Consider the following 17689-nt stretch of genomic DNA (forward strand, 5'->3'; position numbering starts at 1 on the left):
TTCGGTCTTGCGTTTCCGACTCTATCAGACCGTTTCCGGTTCCGATTTCCTCGGTGCTTTCCAGGTTTCCGCTTCCGCGTTTCCCTTTCCGGCGGTTCCGACTCTATCAGATCCTTTCGGGCCTGATTCCCAGTCAGCGGGGGTTGTCTTCCCGGCCGTTGGGCCGTTCCGACGTCCCAAACTTTAGCGGATCCTCTCGGCGGTTCCTAATCGGAGCCGTCGAACCCAAATCGAATTGAATTCGGGCGCGCCGAAATACAACCCGGTCAGGGAGATCGTGCTGGTGGTTTGGTGCCGCTTCTGCGGCGGGATGTGCTGTCGCAGAACCGTTACGGCTCCGTGGCAACTCGAAGAACCTTACGGATCCGGCATGGGGCTGTCAAGCCGCCCTGTCAAGATCTTTTGGGGGCCGCGCGGCGACCTCAGTCCAGGTCCGTGAGCCGGCCGCCGGCGTCCGGCTGGGCGTGCTCCACCCGACGCAGCAGCCGGGTCAGCACCTCGCCCAGGACACCGCGCTCCTCGGTGGAGAGGTCCTGGAGCAGGTCCTCCTCGAAGACCGTGGCCAGACGCATCGCCTCCAGCCACTTCTCACGGCCCTCGCCGGTGAGCTCCACGATGACGCGGACGCGGTTCGATTCGTCCCGCTCCCTGGTGACCAGTCCCTCCGTGACCATGCGGTCGATCCGGTGGGTCATCGCGGCCGGTGTGAGACCCAGCCGCTTGGCCAGGTCGCTCGGGCCCAGGCGATAGGGAGCCCCGGAGAGGACCAGGGCCTTGAGCACCTCCCACTCGGCGTTGCTGATGCCGAGGGTGGCGGTCTGCCGGCCGTAGGCGACGTGCATGCGCCGGTTGAGCCTGCCCAGCGCCGAGACGATCTTCTCGACCTGGGGATCGAGGTCCTGGAACTCGCGCTGGTAGGCCTCGATCTGCTCTTCGAGGGTCGGCTCGCTGACGCCGACGCCGGGGATGTCGCCCATGGCCGCAGTATGGCACGCCCTCGCTTGGCATCGAAGTCCTTCGAGGTGTACTGTTTAGCTCTGAACTTTAGCTTTGAAGTCTTCAGGGCTAACTCCTCGTACACCTCGGACCGGCTCCCCCTCGGGGGCCGGCCGGTCCGCGTTCAAAGGCAGGTGAAAGTGACCAGGGCGATGGGCGCAGCGATGCGCCGGATCCACGTGGGCAACGCACTCAGCGCGTTCGGGCTCGGCTTCACGGTTCCGTATCTCTACGTCTATGTGGCGCAGGTGCGGGATCTGGGAGCCATGACTGCGGGTCTTGTGCTCGCTGTCTTCGCCGTGGCCGCGCTGGTCGTGCTTCCGTTCGCCGGGCGGGCCATCGTCCGGCGCGGTCCGCGGCCGGTCCTCATCGCCGCCCTGGTCACCGCGGCCGTCGGTGCGCTGAGCCTGGGGCTCGCGGGCAGCGCCACCTCCGTACTGCTGTCGGCCGCCGCCCTCGGTGCCGGACAGGCCGTGATGCAGCCGGCGCTGGCCACGATGATCGTGGACTGCTCGTCCGCGGACACGCGGTCGCGTGCCTTCGCGATGCAGTTCTTCCTGCAGAACCTGGGGCTCGGCGTCGGTGGTCTGATCGGCGGCCACCTCGTCGACACCACGCGCGCCGGCTCCTTCACGCTGCTGTTCTCGATCGAGGCGGCGATGTTCCTGCTGCTCGCCGGGATCATGGCGACGGTGCGGATGCCGCAGGCGCCGCAGGTCGAGGACGCACCGCAGGCCGCGGGGGGCAGTTGGAAGCGGCTGCTCGGGAACCGCGCCATGGTGCAGCTGTGCGTGCTCGGCTTCGTGCTGTTCTTCGCCTGCTACGGGCAGTTCGAGTCCGGGCTGAGCGCGTACGGCGTCGAGGCGGCGGGCATCTCGACCTCCGCGCTCGGTACGGCGCTGGCGGCGAACACGGCGATGATCGTGGTCGCGCAGTTCGCGGTGCTGAAGTTCGTCGAGCGCCGGAAGCGGTCTCGGGTGATCGCGGCGGTCGGGCTCATCTGGGCCGTCGCGTGGGTCGTGGCGGGATACGCCGGGCTCGGGCACGGCAGCAAGACGATGGCGACGGCTGCGTTCGTCTCGACGTACGCGCTGTTCGGGCTCGGCGAGGCGATGCTGTCGCCGACGGTCGCTCCGCTGGTGGCGGATCTGGCGCCGAGCGGTATGGCGGGGCAGTACAACTCCGCTTTCGCCCTGGTGAAGCAACTTGCGCTGGCGGTCGGCCCGGCGGTGGGCGGTCCGATGGGGGCGTCGCTGCACGCGCCGTACGTGGTGACCTTCCTGCTCTTCTCCCTGAGCATCACGTATCTGGCCATCCGCCTCGGCCGCCGGCTCACGCCCGTACAGAACCAGCCGTCCCTGGGCAAGAGCCGCGTCGTCGCCCAAGGCGCCCCGCGGCATCCCGTACGAGACACCTCGCCGGCGGCCTGACCGTCGTACGGATGGGCCCCCCGGTGTCGGTGGGGCCCAGGTCAGTGTCCCGCGCGCGGGAGGGCGAATTCGCACCAGACCGCCTTGCCGCCGCCCGGCGTACGCCGGGATCCCCAGCTGGAGGCGATCGTGGCGACGATGGCGATCCCGCGTCCCGCCTCGTCCGCGGGATCGGCCCGCCGACGCCGCGGCAGGTGATCATCGCCGTCGGTGACCTCGATGATCAGGCGACGGTCGGTACGGCGCAGCCGCAGCCGCATCGGCGGGGTCCCGTGCTGGAGCGAGTTGGCGACCAGCTCGCTGGCGGCGAGGACACCGAGGTCATGCAGCTCACGCGAGAAGCGCCAGCTGGTGAGCACGCCGGAGGCGAACGCACGCGCGCGTGGCGTCGCCTCCACACCCCCCAGCAGCTCCAGCGCCGCATTGCGGAAGAGCTCACTGTCCGGACCGGTATGCGCCGGGTGCTGAAGGACGAGGACGGCCACGTCGTCGTCGTGGTCGGCGGTGACGCCGGCCGAGCGGACCAGCCGGTCGCAGACCACCTGCGGTGTCCCCGTGGCACCGGCCAGCGCCCGCTGCAGCGAGGCGATCCCCTCGTCCAGGTCCTCGGTGCGGCGTTCGACGAGACCGTCCGTGTAGAGGACGGCCGTGGCACCGGGGCCCAGCGGGACCGAGCCCGACGCGTGCATCCAGCCGCCCGTGCCGAGCGGGGGCCCGGTGGGTTCGTCCGCCCGCAGCACGACGCCGCTCTCGTCCCGGACGAGGATCGGCAGGTGGCCGGCCGACGCGTACACCAGCCGCCCCTCGTTGGGGTCGTGGACGGCGTACACGCAGGTGGCGATCTGGTTGGCGTCGATCTCCGTGGCGAGTCCGTCGAGGAGTTGCAGGACCTCGTGCGGGGGCAGGTCCAGGCGGGCGTACGCGCGTACGGCCGTGCGCAGTTGACCCATGACCGCCGCCGCGCGCACCCCGCGGCCCATGACGTCGCCGATGACGAGCGCCGTGCGGCCGCCGCCGAGAGTGATCACGTCGTACCAGTCGCCGCCGACCGCGGCCTCCGTGCCGCCGGGCTGGTAGGTGGCCGCGATGCGCAGGTCGTCGGGCTCCTCCAGCTCCTGGGGGAGGAGGGAGCGCTGGAGGGTGACGGCGGTCTCGCGCTGGCTGCGCTCGCTGGCGCGCAGCCGCTCGGCGGCCTCGGCATGGTCGGTGACGTCGGTGGCGAAGATCAGCACGCCCCCGCGCCCGCCCCCGCCCTTGCCGCCGGACGCCTCGTCGCCTTGGGGGCGGGCGGGGACGTCGACCGGTGTGCAGGTGAACGTGTACGACCGGCCGTCGGGGGCCTTGCGGGACTTGACCGTGCGCGGCTTGACGCTGCGCAGCACCTGGTCGAGGAGCGGCAGCAGGCCCAGCTCGTCCAGCTCCGGCAGCGCCTCACGCGCGGGTTCACCCGCGGGGCGTACACCGAAGGCCGCCACATACGCGTCGTTGACGTACGCGACGCGGTGGTCGGGGCCGTGCAGCAGGGCGACGAGAGCCGGTACGCGGTCGAGGACCTCGCGCACCGGCAGTTCGTCGACGGCGGGCACCGGCGCGTCGTCGGTCAGCTGCTCGGCCCGGGCCGCGGGCACGGCCCCTTCCCCTCGCCGGTCCGGGGAGACCACGGGCTCGGTCCGCGCTGCGGCGCGGCGCTGCGTTCCGGGAAGTCGGGCGCTCCAGCGCGTGAAGTTCACCTGGGAAAAGCCTCATGGGGTTCGAAGAGCGAGCGGTGGGCCCGCCCAAGGTCGGGGACCAGTCTGGCCGACCGGACCGGTATCCGTCAGACGCCGGCCTGTCCGGGGGAGTTCCTGGGTCCGGTCAGGACGACCCCTTCGGGTCCTGAGGAGGCTTTCCACCGGCCGCGAGTTCGAACTCCGCACGGGGATGTTCGAGTGAACCGAGGGACACGATCTCCCTCTTGAAGAGCCCCGAGAGCGTCCATTCGGCCAGTACGCGGGCCTTGCGGTTGAAGGTGGGCACCCTGCTCAGGTGGTAGGCGCGGTGCATGAGCCAGGCAGGGTAGCCCTTGAGCTTGCGTCCGTAGACCTGCGCTACGCCCTTGTGCAGTCCGAGGGAGGCGACGGAACCGACGTACTTGTGGGAGTACGTCTCCAGCTCCTCGCCGCGCAGGGAGTGGACGATGTTGTCGCCGAGGACCTTGGCCTGGCGCACCGCGTGCTGGGCGTTGGGCGCGGTCTCCGTGCCGGGCTCCTGGGCGGTGACGTCGGGGACGGCCGCGGCGTCTCCCGCGGCCCACGCGTGCGGGGCGCCGTCCACGGTCAGCCGGGGGGTGCACTTGAGGCGTCCGCGCTCGTTCAGCGGCAGGTCGGTGGCGGCGAGCAGGGGGTGCGGCTTCACTCCGGCGGTCCATACGACCGTACGCGTGGGGAAGCGTGCGCCGTCGCTCAGGACGGCGACCCGGTCGACGCAGGATTCGAGCCGTGTGTGCAGGCGTACGTCGATGTTGCGCCGCCGCAGTTCGGTGACCGCGTACTTGCCCATCTCCTCGCCGACCTCGGGGAGGATGCGGTTCGTCGCCTCCACGAGGATCCACTTCATGTCCTCGGGCTGGACGTTGTGGTAGTACCGCGCGGCGTAGCGGGCCATGTCCTCCAGCTCGCCGAGTGCCTCCACGCCCGCGTAACCGCCTCCTACGAAGACGAAGGTCAGGGCCGCGTCACGGATCGCGGGGTCGCGGGTCGAGGAGGCGATGTCCATCTGCTCGATGACGTGGTTGCGCAGGCCGATGGCTTCCTCAACGGTCTTGAAGCCGATGCCGTGCTCGGCGAGCCCGGGGACGGGCAGGGCGCGCGAGACGGAGCCGGGGGCGAGGACGAGTTCGTCGTAGGTGATCTGCTCCGCGCCCGCGCCCTCCTCCTCGGTGGCGAGTGTGACGAGGGTGGCCGTGCGCTTGGCGTGGTCGATCGACTGGACCTCGCCGATGAGGACCTTGCACTGGCCGAGGACCCGGCGCAGGGGTACGACGACATGGCGCGGCGAGATGGAGCCGGCGGCCGCCTCCGGCAGGAACGGCTGATACGTCATATATGGGTCGGGGGAGATCACGACGACTTCGACGTCGCCTGCCTTGAGCTCCCGTTTCAGCTTCCGCTGCAGACACAGCGCGGTGTACAGCCCCACATAGCCGCCGCCGACGATGAGAATGCGCGCAGTCTTCCGGGCTTCGGGGGTCGTCCCCTGATTGATCGCAGCCGTCACCACACCATGACGCACCCGACTCAGGAGTTTGTCCACAGGCCCGGCAATTTGTGTGACCGGCCGCCGCGGTCGCCCAGGGTTGGCCGATTTGCCGGAGCGTGCGAGAAGTTCGCAGGTCAGATGGGGTGAGCCAGGGACCGGGAGGGGAAGCAATCGGGATCAAACCGACCCGTACTCCGATCGGGGGGCGCTCCGTGCGGAACCTGCCCCTTCTGAATTGACCCCCTCTCAACTATGTTCGTGTGTCGACGGGGTGTAGGGGGATGCGCTCGGCGAGTCCGCGAGACGGGCTCGTGAAACACGCTCGTTCCACACGCTCCGGCTACCAATGGCGGGGAGAGTCTCCGGGGGGAGACGTCATTACCGGGGGAACGCTTATGCACATTCAGGACTCTCATTGGGCTTCCGCTTCCGCCCTCGCACCCAGTGGTGCGGTCGGCGCGGCGGGTGGCAACGGACGCGGTCCGGGGGACGGTTCACGGACGACCCCGTTGCGCGTGGACGCACAGCGCAATCTCGAGCACGTACTGCGCGCGGCGCGCGAGGTCTTCGGCGAGCTGGGGTACGGCGCGCCGATGGAGGACGTCGCGCGGCGCGCCCGGGTCGGTGTCGGCACGGTCTACCGGCGCTTCCCGAGCAAGGACGTCCTGGTGCACCGGATAGCCGAGGAGGAGACCTCCCGGCTGACCGACCAGGCGCGCTCGGCCCTCGGCCAGGAGGACGAGCCGTGGTCGGCGCTGTCGCGCTTCCTGCGCACCTCGGTGGCCTCCGGCGCCGGCCGGCTGCTGCCCCCGCAGGTGCTGCGGGTGGGGGTCGCCGACGAGGAGGCCGAGGACGTGCTGGTGGACGAGGCGCGGGTGCCGCAGCAGCGGTCCCAGTCCAGCGCGGAACTGCGGCTCATCGAGGACGCGGAGCCGGAGATCGGTGACGGCACCGGTGCGGCCGCCCTGCTCGAGGTCGTCGGGCAGCTCGTGGAGCGGGCCCGCGCGGCGGGCGAGCTGCGGCCGGACGTGACGGTCTCGGACGTCCTGCTGGTGATCGCCACGGCGGCGCCCTCGCTGCCGGACGCCGCGCAGCAGGCCGCGGCCTCGGCCCGGCTGCTGGACATCCTGCTGGAGGGACTGCGGTCGCGCCCGCTGTAGGCGACGGTCACCGGGCCTGCGCCGGGATCTCCGCCGCAGGCGCCGGTCGGGGCGCGACAGAGACCACCGCCGCAGGCGACGGTCGGGCACGACGGAAACCTGCGCCACGGGTGACGGTCGGGCGCGACACAAACCTGCGCCACGGACGACGGTCACCGGGCTCGCGACGGACATCTCCGCTGCCTGCATGGGGCGGTGTCCGGTGCGGGACCGGTGACCGGCTCCGGCTCCCTCTTCGGGCATTCCGGTCATTTCAGTCCATGTTCAACTCCCGTTCCGGGGAGGTCCGTTGAGCCTTCCCCGATCGGGTGACGGCTAGTGCTGTCGTATGGGAAGTCCCCACGGACGAGTGGTTGGTCCGTACTACAGGGCCTGCCCTGCGCCTCGTGTGGCACGCTTTCCCGGTATCCGGGTCCGAGTGTGCAGGCGGGGGCATTCCGCAATGAGCGTTGACGGGCGGGACGAGTCACTCGGTGACGGGGGCGCGGAGGCCGGCGGACCGGCTCCGCGGCAGGTGCCCAGTCAGGGTGGCCCCGCGAGGAGCGGCGGCCTGGCCGGGCCGCCCGGCGCGGGCCCCGGCATGGACGGCGGCCCCGACCCCAGCGTCCCTCCCCAGCGCGAGCGGCGCGACGAGGGCGTACTGCCGCCGCCGGTCGAACTCCCGCCCTCCGACGCCGGTCTGATCGCCCGCATGCGTGCGGGCGACGACACCGCGTACGAGGCGCTCTACCGCCGGCACGCGGATGCCGTACGCCGCTATGCCCGTACCTGCTGCCGCGACGGACACACCGCGGACGACCTCACGGCCGAGGTGTTCGCGCGCATGCTCCAGGCGGTGCGCGGCGGCAGCGGCCCCGAGCACGCCGTACGCGCATATCTGCTGACGACCGTCCGGCGCGTCGCCGCGAACTGGACGAAGACGGCGAAGCGTGAGCAACTGGTCGACGACTTCGCGGTGTTCGCCGCGCAGGCCGCCCGCGGTTCCGAGGTCTCCGACGACGACACCCTCGATCTGGGCGCGGACGTACGGGCGATGCACGAGGCCGAGCAGTCCATGGCCATGCAGGCGTTCCGTTCGCTGCCGGAGCGCTGGCAGGCCGTGCTGTGGCACACGGAGGTCGAGGACGAGTCGCCGAGCGAGGTCGCCACCCTCTTCGGTCTGGACGCCAACGGCACGCGCGTCCTTGCCAGTCGGGCCCGTGAAGGCCTCAAGCAGGCCTATCTCCAGGCGCATGTCAGCGCCACGCTGATCCTGGACGAGGAGTGCGCGCGTTACGCGGACCGGCTCGGCGCCTACGCCCGCGGCGGGCTGCGTACCCGGGCCGAGCGCGGGCTGCGCAAGCACCTGGAGGAGTGCGCCAAGTGCCGCCTCGCGGCGGGCCAGATCAAGGAAGTGGCCAGCGGGATTCCGGCGGTCGTACCGCTCGCGGTCATCGGCTGGTTCGGAGCCGCCGGGTACGCGAAGGCGGTCGCGCTCATCGCCGGCGGGGCCGGTGCGGGTGCGGCGGGGGCCGCGGGTGCGGCCGCAGCGGCGGGCGGCTCCGGCGGGGCGAGCGCCGGTGGTGGCGCGGCGGCCTCGGAGGGGCTGGGCGCACCGGTGAAGGCGGGTATCGCGGCAGGTGTCGTCGCGGTGGCCGCCGCGGCGCTGGCGCTCGCGCTGGCGGGCAGTGACGGCGCCGCCAAGAAGCCCGAGGCCAAGCCGGACACCTCGCACGCGGTCGAGTCGGAACCACCGGCACCGACCCCGAACCCGCCGAAGGCCGCGCCGGCGCAACAGCCGCTGCCGATCGTCGCCCCGACGTCGGCGGCCCCGGCTCCCCCGCCGAAGCCCACACCGTCGAAGGCCGAGCCGTCGCCGGCGCCCACCAAGGCGAAGCCGAGGCCCACGCCGCCCCGGCCCGCCCCGAAGCCCACCCCGCCCCCGGCGCCCGCCCCCGCCATCTACCAGTGGAACGAGCTGAAGTACGGCATCACCGGCGACGGAACGGCTCCCGAGATGCGGCTCGGCGAAAGCAGCTGGGTGTGGCAGCGGTGGGGCGTCTCGGTCGGCGACCGGCAGTACGCGCACGGCGTGACCGTCCACGGCAGGTCCTCGGTGACCATCGACCTCAACCGCAGCTGCACGGCGTACGACGCGATGGTCGGGGTCGACGACATGACGCTGGGGCTGGGCAGGCTCCGCTTCTCCGTGTACGCCGACGGGGTCCGTCAGTGGCAGTCGCCGCTGATCAGGGGCGGCGACCCGGCCGTCCCCGTCCATGTGAACCTCAGCGGGCGCAAGACGATCCGCCTGGTCGTCGAACCCCACACCGCGTTCGACTCCGTCGCGTTGGCGGACTGGGCCGAGTCGAAGTTCATGTGCCGGTGACGCCGGCGGCGTCCTTCAGCGCGTCCGCCAGGTCCTTCAGCACGTCGTCCGGGGTGAAGCCCGCGCCCCTGGCCCGCTCGGACTCGTAGCGGGGACGGCCCAGGGCCGCCAGCGCGCCGGCCTCGATCCGCTCGGCGTCCGAGCACTCCCGGCCCGGCCGGGCATGGCCACCGCGCCAGCGTCCCGACGCGGCGAGCAGCCGGACCGCGCGCGGCAGATCGCCGTACTCGGCCAGCAGCCGGGCCGCGTGGTCGACGAGCGCGCCCGTCACCCACTCCGCGCAGCGCGCGTCCACCGCCTCGCGCAGTGCGTCGGCCAGCAGGCTCAGGCCCCGCAGCGGACCGGACTCGGCGGCCGCGGCCAGGGCGTCCGTCTGGTTCAGGACGGCGGCGAACTGCGGCGGCGGGCTGCCCCGCCCGGCCTCCGTGCGCGCCGCGTCGCTGAGCTCGCGCGCCCGGGCCGTCTCCCCGTCGTCCAGCGCCAACTGGGCCCGCAGCAGGAGGATGAAGGCACGGGAGTCGATCACCCCGTAGCGATCGGCCGCCGCGCTCGCCTCGTCCAGCCGCGCCAGGGCTCCGGAACGGTCCCCCGTGCGGTAGGCGATCTCGGCGAGCCGGGCCATGAGGAACGGCGTCTCCGCCTGCGCGCCCACCTCGTAGGCGAGGCGCAGGGCTTCCTCGTACTCCTCCTTCGCCTCGTCGAAGGAGCCGAGGGCCATCGCCCGCTCACCGGCCGCGCTGGAGGTCTGCGCGCGCATCCAGCGGTCGCCGACCCGGCGGCTGAGGGCGCGCAGTTCCGTCAGGTCGCCGTCCATGTCGCGCAGGCCGCCCGGTGAGTCGACGACCAGGTGCGTACGGAACATCAGGCTGACGCCGATCTCCCAGTCGCCGCCGTACGCACGGCAGTTGGCGACGGTCGCGTCCATGGCGGACAGCATGTCCTCACCGCCGCCGAGGAAGAAGACGGCCAGCCCCCAGGCGAGGCCCGGCAGCCGGGCCGCGTCCGGGCCGCCCTTCTCGAAGGCGGCCCGCGTCCGCCGGACGTATTCCTCCGCGACCTCGTCGCGCAGGAGTTCGGCCGGCTGGGCCTCCGCGACGAGGAAGAGGTGCTGCATCCGCAGCCTCATCCGCATGCCGTGCAGCGGATGGGTCGCCTCGGCGTCGGCCCCGGCCACATACGCCTTGGTCGCGTCGATGGTGGTCAGCCTGTCGAGGATGTCGTCGCCCAGGGGCCCGCCGGTGTCCAGGACCACTCCGAGCTGCAGGACGCGGCTCGTCCACTCGATGCCCTCGCGGCGGAAGTTGCGCAGCCACCAGAACCAGCCGATGTCGAGGGCGAGGGCGCCGGCCTCCTCCTCTGCGCCGGCGGCGGTCGCGCGGTGGAGGGCCGCCCTGATGTTGTCGAGCTCGGTCTCCAGGCGCCGGATCCACGGGAGTTGGCCACCGGAGCGGATCTGGGGCTCGGCCTCCGCGAGCAGGGCGCGCACCCATGCGCGGTGGCCGAGCTCGGCCGCGACGCGCTGGTCCGGCTGCTCGGCGGCGCGCTCGGTGGCGTACTCGTGGATGGTCTCCAGCATGCGGTAGCGCATGCCGCTGCTGCGGGCGGTGCCGGCGCCGCCGTCCTCGTACGGGGTCGCGACGATCAGGGACTTGTCGACGAGCGCGCCGACCAGGTCGGACACGGGACCGCTGCATACGGCCTCGGCGGCGGCGAGGTCCCAGCCGCCGGCGAACACGGACGCCTCGCGCAGCACGGTCCGCTCCCCCTCGTCGAGCAGGTCCCAGGACCAGTCGACGACGGCACGCAGGGTCTGCTGGCGGGGCAGCACCGTACGACTGCCGGAGGTGAGCAGCCGGAAGCGGTCGTCGAGACGGTCGGCGATCTGCCGGGGGGTGAGCAGCCGCAGCCGGGCCGCGGCCAGCTCGATGGCCAGGGGCAGTCCGTCGAGCCGGCGGCAGATCTCGTCGACGGCCTCGGGATCGTGCGCCGCCTCGCCGGCGGGGCGGACGGCGGCGGCGCGCTCCATGAAGAGGCGGTGCGCCGACACCGGCGGCAGCGGCTCGACCGGGCGGACGGACTCGCCGGGCACGCCCAGGGGTTCACGGCTGGTGGCGAGGATCGTGAGCCCCGGGCAGCGGGTCAGGAGCGTCTCCGCGAGGGCGGCGGCGGCGCCGATGACATGCTCGCAGTTGTCAAGGATCAGCAGCAGGCTGCGCGGAGCGCAGTACTCCACGAGAAGGGCGACGGGGTCGTCCTGCGCGACCGCTGCCGACATCTCGCTGGTGATCAACGCCGTCTCGCGCAGACCGAGGGCGCTGACCACCGCACTGGCGACCGCCTCCGGCCGGTCGAGCGGGGCGAGCTCGGCCAGCCAGGCCTGCGGAAGCCCGGCGGCGGCTTCCTCGGCGAGGCGGGTCTTTCCGGAGCCGCCCGGTCCGGTCAGGGTGACCAGGCGTGCCCTCTGCACATCCGAACGGATGGCCTCGATCTCCGGTTCCCGCCCGACGAACGAGTTCAGCCGACGCCGGATGTTCCCCCGCGGCTCGCCCCGTGCGCCGTCGGGTTCGACCCCTGCACCCGGGGCGGGGTCCAGCAACTCCTGGTGCAGTGCGCGCAGTTCCGGTCCAGGGTCCGCGCCCAGCCCCTCCAGCAGCGCGCGGCGCGCCCCCTCGTACGCGGCGAGCGCGTCCGCGTGACGGCCCGTGTCGCGCAGGGCGCGGATGAGCAGCGCGTGCAGCGGTTCGTCGTACGGATGGTCCGCCGTCAGCGCCTGCAACTCCGGTACGGCGTCGGGGGCGCGGCCCAGTCGCAGATCCGCGGTGAGCCGGGTGCGCGTCGCCTCCAGGCGCAGCGCTTCCGGGCGGGTCGCGGCGGAGCGGTCGGGGAGGTCGGCGAGGGCGGGGCCGCGCCACAGGGCGAGGGCCTCGCGGAGCAGCCGGGCGGCGGCCGTGGCGTCCCCCCGGCCGAGGGCCGCCTTGCCGTCCCGCACCAGCCTTTCGAACACGAACAGGTCTACGTCGTCCGGTGCGGCGGCGAGCCGGTAGCCGCCGGGTTCCGAGGTGACCGCGTCCTTGCCGAGGGCTCGGCGCAGCCGGCCGACGAGGGCCTGCAGGGCGGCCGGGGCGTCCTGGGGCGGGTCCTGCGCCCACACCTCGTCGATGAGGGTCTCCGGGGTGGCCGTGCGGCCGGGGCGCAGGGCGAGGGCCGTGAGCAGGGTACGCAGGCGGGGGCCGCCGACGGCTACGGGCGTCCCCTGGTCGTCCTCCGCCTGGGTAACGCCCAGGATTCTGTACCGCACCCCACCCATTCTCCCTGCCCATCCCCCCACAGCAGCGCCTTTCCCCCGGCCCGGCGCCCCTGCCCGGCATATCGAGAGTGACCGGCAGTTCCGGGACCGGAACGTCCGCGGGCCGTCTGCCGGCGAACGATCCTTTGCCGGCGCCCGCTTGACATGTGGTGCGCCGTGACGGGGCGTAGCGCGGGTCAGTAGTACTGGGCCAGGCAGAATTCGTGTTCTTCGGGATCGGCCATCACGACGACCACACCCTCGTCGTAGTCGTGCCGTTCGCCGGTGAACCGGCCGCCGAGGGAAATGACTTGGGCAATGCCCTCGTCGATGTCGTCGACGACGACGTCGAGGTGCAGGCGTACCTTGCCGCGCTTCGGCTCGGCCACCGGCTGGAAGACGAGTCGGGGCAGCGGGTCGTCGCGGTCGCCGAGGTAGACCCAGCCAGGCCGGGACGGCCCCGGCTGACGGTCCAGCAGGACGCTCCAAAAGGCTGCCACCTTTTCGACGTCGGCGCAGTCGATGGTCACTCCGGCCCAACGGTTCGGCATGTTGTCAGCGCTCCTGTTTCATGGCGTGGGTGGTTGTCGGTCCCCGGCGGACCCGGTCCTGGGTCAATCGTGCGGCCGCGACCGCGGGTGTGGTCCGGTGGGTCCTGGCCAGGTGGAAGACCTGGCGGAGCGTGACCGCGATGCCGTCGATCCGCGCGGTCAGCCGCTCCTCGGATTCCTGGCGCAGTTCGACCCCGGTGGCGTGGATGACGCCTCCGGCACTGACCACCACGTCCGGCGCCCACAGGATGCCACGCGCCGCGAGGAGGTCTGCGGTGGCCGGTTCGTCCAGTTGATTGTTCGCCGGGCCGGCGACGGCGACGCACCGCAGGCGCGGCACCGTGCAGGCGGTCAACAGCCCGCCGAGCGCGGCCGGAACGAGGACATCGACCTCCATGGCGAGGGCGTCGTCCGGATCCACCCAGGTCGCGCCCAGCTCCTCGGCCAGGTGGTGTGCGGCCGGGTCGATGTCTGTCACCACGAGCCGGGCACCAGCCCGGTTGAGCAGCCGCGCCACATGGCCACCGACCGCACCGAGACCGATCACCCCGAACGTCCGGCCTGCGAACTGCGCTGCCCCGAAGGCTTCCTCAGCCACCGCGCCCAGTGCCGCGAGGGTGCCGCGCGCGGTGTGCAGAGAGGAGTTGCCGCTGCCGCCGTCCTCGACGGGCCGGCAGCAGACATGGCTGGTGCGTGCGCCGATCACAGACATGTCGGCCGGGCTGCTGCCCACGTCCGGCCCTGCGATGTAACGGCCGCCCAGCGATTCGATCGCGTCCCCGAGGTCGTGGAGCAGCGCCGTGCGCTCCGCTCCGGCCGGCCGGGCTGCGGTCGGCAGGGCGACAACTGCCTTGGCGCCGCCGTGTTCCAGACCGGCCAGCGCGTTCTTCCCGGTCATTGCCTCCGAAAGCCGCAGCGCGTCCGCGACCGCCGCGCCCGGGTCGGCGTAGTGAGCGATCCGGCAGCCGCCGGCAGCCGGGCCGAGAACGGTCGAGTGGATGGCGACACAGATCGCGTGGCCGCTGCGGCGGCCGCGTACCACCTGTACCAACTCGTGCGAGAGATTCGGGATGTCAAGGGTCAGAGCTTGCGCAAGTACGGCTGTCATCCCGTGAAGCTAAGCGCTCCGGCACAGCTTGCGGCCTCCAGCCGAATGAAAGTCGGCACGAGGGCGATACTCGCCGCATGGACGAACTTGATTCGGCGATACTCCGGCTTCTGCAGCGTGATGCGCGCCAGACCAACCGCGCCATCGCCCGCACCCTCGGCATCGCCCCCTCGACCTGTCTCGAACGCATCCGGGCGCTGCGCGCCCGCGGGGTGATCACCGGCTTTCACACGGCGATCGACCCGGCGGCCCTGAACCGCCATGTCCAGGCGCTCATCCACTTCCAGATCCGCCCCCTCAGCCGGTCGGTCATCGAGGCATTCAAGACGTACGCCGTCGGCCTGCCCGAGGTCAGCACGGTGTACGTCGTCACAGGCGGCGACGACATGATCGTGCACGTCTCCGCGCCCAGCGTGGACTACCTCCACGGCTTCCTGATGGACAAGTTCACCGCGCGCCGCGAAGTCGTCGGATTCCGCACCTCGGTGATCTACCAGCACACCCACAACCAGGTGCTCCCACCCCTCACCGCATGACCGCACCAGATGTCGCGCTGACGCCGGCACCCAGGGGACCGCCCCCGCACACCCGCACCCGCCCACGCACCGACGAGGCCACCCCGGGGCCCCCGCCCGCAACCCCCACACCCCCGCAGCCGCCCACTCGCCGAAGGGTCCGTGCCGGTACATCACATGCCCGTCGCCATGCGCGAGAACACCCGACCGAGCACCCCCAGAAGACAGCACAGCCGGTAGGGCGACGGGCGGATGTACCGGCACGGACCCGACCCACCCCCGGGCGCCAGGCGACCCACCCACCCACCGCCGGACAGCGAACCGACGCCCACCGGCACAAGGACCCCCGCTCAAGGCGCCCCCGCCAGATCACGCTCCCAACGCCCTCCCCCGAGGCGCAATCCCCGCAGGAACCGCCCGCTGCCGAGCCGGCGTCCCCGTCCAGCACGTGCCCCGGCGGGACAGCAGCCGGCGGAGCCAGAGTTCGAGGGAGACCAGGTCGGCGAGGCCGTCCAGGGGCAGCGGCTCGCCGTCCGCCGCCGCGCGGAGCGCCTTGCGGACGACGCGCGCCTCGACCAGCCCCGCCTCGGCAAGCAACGGCGTGTCGAACAGGGCGACAAGGGAGTCCACGGAAACCCGCAGCCCCGTACGCGCGGCCGCCGCCGACGAGGCGTGGGACGGCGCCCCCCAGCCGGCCGGAAGGTCGGCGACCCCGGCCCCCTCCAGCACCGTACGGAGAATCGCCGCCCGCGCCCCCGGCTGGACCCGGAGCGCCTCGGGAAGGGCCCGGCACGCGCGTACCACCTGGTTGTCCAGGAACGGCGCGTGCAGCCGCTGGAAGCGGACCTCCGCGGCCTGCTCCAGGATGCGCAGATCCGCCGCGTGCCTCGCCAGCGCGGCACGCGCGCGGAAGTCGCCGGGCCGCTGCCCCGGCCCCACCCCCGGCCGCCCCATCGCCGCCGTCCCCAGGCGAACCGATACTTCAGCAAGCGCCTCACCGGTCAGCCAGCGCGCGGCGGGCCCGGGCCTGGCCCAGGTGAGCGCGGCGAGCGACGCCCCGACGGCACCGCCGGGCTCCTCGAACCGCCGGTGCAGCAACCGGTCGGCGAGCGCGTCGACGCCGGTCCGGTACGGCGTACGGGCCAGTTTCCGCGCCGCGCCATACACGCGCGCGGGGACCATCACCGAGCCGTCCGCCTTCGCCAACGCGGCCACGGGCCGCACCAGATGACGCCGTTTGCGGTCCATCAGCAGATCGGCGAGGCGCGCGGGGTGCGCGTCCAGCACCTGCCGGGCCCCGTACCCCGTGAAGTGGTCCGCGCTGCCCGCGGCGAGCCGCGCCCGGTGCCGGGCGGCCGTGACCAGCGAGGGCCCCGGCTCGTCGGTCAGCGGCCCCTCCAGGTCGGCGTACGGCAGGACCTCTTCACCGCCGGCGACGACCACATGGTGCAGCCGGGGATTCGCGGCCAGCGACCCGGCGCGCTGCAGCTCGGCCTCCCGCCCGCTGACCGCGAGGTCGTTGAAGGTGAGGGCCAGCAGCCGCTCGCCGGCGCCCGTGCCGTGCCCCAGGACGGTCCCCGGCATCCCGGGGAGCCCGGCCGCGAGCAGCGCGAGTGTCCCCGAGGCGGGCCCTCCGGAGAGGTCGGCCCCGATCCCGGGCACCGGCATACCGCGCGCCGCGCGGCGCTCGGCGGGTCCCATCCCGGGCACGGGGCCGGGGTCCACATCGGCGCCGGGGACATGCCGGGGCGCGGCGAGCCGGGCGCGTACGGCATCGATGAGGGCGTCCCGGACGGCGTCCACGGCGCTCGTCGGGTCGGCGATGGGCGCGGCCACCGCGAGCGAGGCGACCTGCTCGTACCCGGCGATCTCCCGGGCGCCCGCGCGCAGAATCAGCGCGTGCCCCGGCGGAATGCGCCGCACGCCGTCGTACGGCGTCGAGTCGTGCACCGCGGCCGGTACGTCGGGGGCGGCGAGGAGCGCGGCGAGGTGCCCGAAGTCGAGGTTGGCCTCGATGAGGTCGGCGAGGGGCAGGGCGGCGGTCGCGTAGGCCGTACCGCCCGCCCAGGGGGTGTAGAACACGGGCCGCGCGCCCGCGATGTCGCCGCAGACCATGACGCGGCGGCCGACCTGGACGACGGCGGTGTAGCTGCCGGACCAGTTGGTCAGATGGCGAAGTGCCCCTCCCCGGGCGGCGACGAGACCGAGCCGGAGCTCTTCGTCGGAGGCGCCGCAGATGCCGAGGACGGCGATCCGGTTCTGTGCGTCGGCCTGCACGACGCGCACTTCGTCGGGACGCCAGTCGCCGACCGCCCAGAGCGGATCGGGGTCGCCCCACAGGAGTTGGGAGCCCACCGGGTGCACGGTCTCGCCGTCGCTTCCGGTGGATCCTGCCGAGCCGATCTCAGAGGCTCTGGCGGCGGTACTGCTCCACCCCACCAACCACCGCATCGCCGCCTCCACAGGCTGTGGACAACCAGTGCACCGTACGAACTCGGCACCATGCTGCCACGAAGGAAGCACACAGGAGACTCCGTGCGACTGCTCGCGCTCCCCGCAATGCGCCCCCGCGAGCCTCCCACGGGCTCCGGGGCGACGCCGGCGGGTGGCCGAACTGCCGCACAGGGCACGGCGATCCGAGGGGAGGCGGGCGAAGGCGGCGACGCGAATGCGCCCCCGTTGCGCTCCCCCAAAACTCCTAACGCGCCCTCAAGACACGTGGTGAGAACGGGAATTACCCTCTGGGGGCACCGTCGAAAATCAGCCAAATCGTCGACAGATGGCCAGCCCTGCACACGCTCCGTACAGGCCTTGCGCAAGGCGAGCGGCGCACAGTCCGGGAGGCGGAGTCCGCCTCCCGGACCGGTCCGCCGCCCGCGGGGATGTAGGCGGCGGCGTTCCCCCAGCCCACTGGATCCAGTACAGCGGGCCGACCCACGCACGATCCATGGAAGCGCTCCCCCGGTGGCCGGAGAAGAGCGCACGGACAGGCGCACAGCCACACAACGGGAGCACGCCGCAACCGTCCGTACTGTCGT

The 17689-nt window shown here is 72.6% G+C and carries 11 protein-coding genes; 4 read left to right on the plus strand and 7 right to left on the minus strand.

Translation table 11 applies throughout. From position 1 onward, the window contains the following. Positions 1-422: 422 nt before the first annotated feature. Positions 423-977, minus strand: a complete 555-nt coding sequence (locus tag ACFVYF_RS04450; protein WP_389450685.1) for a MarR family winged helix-turn-helix transcriptional regulator — start codon at positions 975-977, stop codon at positions 423-425. A 171-nt stretch (positions 978-1148) separates the two neighbouring features. Here ACFVYF_RS04450 and ACFVYF_RS04455 point away from each other — a divergent pair, with 171 nt between their 5' ends. Next, on the plus strand, positions 1149-2426 hold the full coding sequence (locus ACFVYF_RS04455) for an MFS transporter (RefSeq protein ID WP_389450688.1): 1278 nt from the start codon (positions 1149-1151) through the stop codon (positions 2424-2426). A gap of 41 nt (positions 2427-2467) precedes the next feature. Here ACFVYF_RS04455 and ACFVYF_RS04460 read toward each other — a convergent pair whose 3' ends face one another. Continuing rightward, positions 2468-4156, minus strand: a complete 1689-nt coding sequence (locus ACFVYF_RS04460; protein ID WP_389450690.1) for a SpoIIE family protein phosphatase — start codon at positions 4154-4156, stop codon at positions 2468-2470. A 124-nt stretch (positions 4157-4280) separates the two neighbouring features. Beyond that, positions 4281-5684: an NAD(P)/FAD-dependent oxidoreductase gene (locus ACFVYF_RS04465; protein WP_389450693.1), complete on the minus strand. Its 1404-nt coding sequence runs from the start codon at positions 5682-5684 to the stop codon at positions 4281-4283. A 374-nt stretch (positions 5685-6058) separates the two neighbouring features. Between ACFVYF_RS04465 and ACFVYF_RS04470 the strand changes: the two genes are divergently transcribed. Continuing rightward, positions 6059-6823 (plus strand): TetR/AcrR family transcriptional regulator, encoded by a 765-nt coding sequence (locus ACFVYF_RS04470; RefSeq protein WP_389450696.1) that lies wholly within the window; start codon positions 6059-6061, stop codon positions 6821-6823. A gap of 442 nt (positions 6824-7265) precedes the next feature. Then, complete coding sequence (locus tag ACFVYF_RS04475; protein WP_389450699.1) at positions 7266-9191, plus strand: sigma-70 family RNA polymerase sigma factor; 1926 nt, start codon at positions 7266-7268, stop codon at positions 9189-9191. On the opposite strand, the gene ACFVYF_RS04480 is transcribed toward ACFVYF_RS04475, so the two are convergent. From ACFVYF_RS04480 to ACFVYF_RS04490, 3 genes are all read right to left on the minus strand, one after another. Beyond that, positions 9178-12498, minus strand: a complete 3321-nt coding sequence (locus ACFVYF_RS04480) for a BTAD domain-containing putative transcriptional regulator (RefSeq protein WP_389450702.1) — start codon at positions 12496-12498, stop codon at positions 9178-9180. The genes ACFVYF_RS04475 and ACFVYF_RS04480 overlap by 14 nt on opposite strands. 176 nt (positions 12499-12674) lie before the next feature. Continuing rightward, the gene (locus ACFVYF_RS04485) at positions 12675-13028 is read right to left on the minus strand and encodes a VOC family protein (RefSeq protein WP_389450705.1); all 354 of its coding nucleotides are present in this window, start codon (positions 13026-13028) and stop codon (positions 12675-12677) included. A gap of 4 nt (positions 13029-13032) precedes the next feature. Then, a complete protein-coding gene (locus ACFVYF_RS04490) occupies positions 13033-14136 on the minus strand; it encodes a Glu/Leu/Phe/Val dehydrogenase dimerization domain-containing protein (RefSeq protein ID WP_389450708.1) in 1104 nt (367 codons plus the stop codon). Between the two features lie 77 nt (positions 14137-14213). Between ACFVYF_RS04490 and ACFVYF_RS04495 the strand changes: the two genes are divergently transcribed. Continuing rightward, positions 14214-14672, plus strand: a complete 459-nt coding sequence (locus tag ACFVYF_RS04495) for an Lrp/AsnC family transcriptional regulator (RefSeq protein WP_389450711.1) — start codon at positions 14214-14216, stop codon at positions 14670-14672. Between the two features lie 348 nt (positions 14673-15020). Here ACFVYF_RS04495 and ACFVYF_RS04500 read toward each other — a convergent pair whose 3' ends face one another. Further along, positions 15021-17102 carry an asparagine synthase-related protein gene (locus ACFVYF_RS04500; RefSeq protein WP_389450713.1) on the minus strand — a complete coding sequence of 694 codons (2082 nt, stop codon included), beginning with the start codon at positions 17100-17102 and terminating at the stop codon, positions 15021-15023. Positions 17103-17689 lie beyond the last annotated feature (587 nt).

Origin of the sequence: Streptomyces sp. NPDC058274, from assembly GCF_042881375.1 — a bacterium.
In the GTDB taxonomy this organism is placed as follows: Bacteria; Actinomycetota; Actinomycetes; order Streptomycetales; family Streptomycetaceae; genus Streptomyces.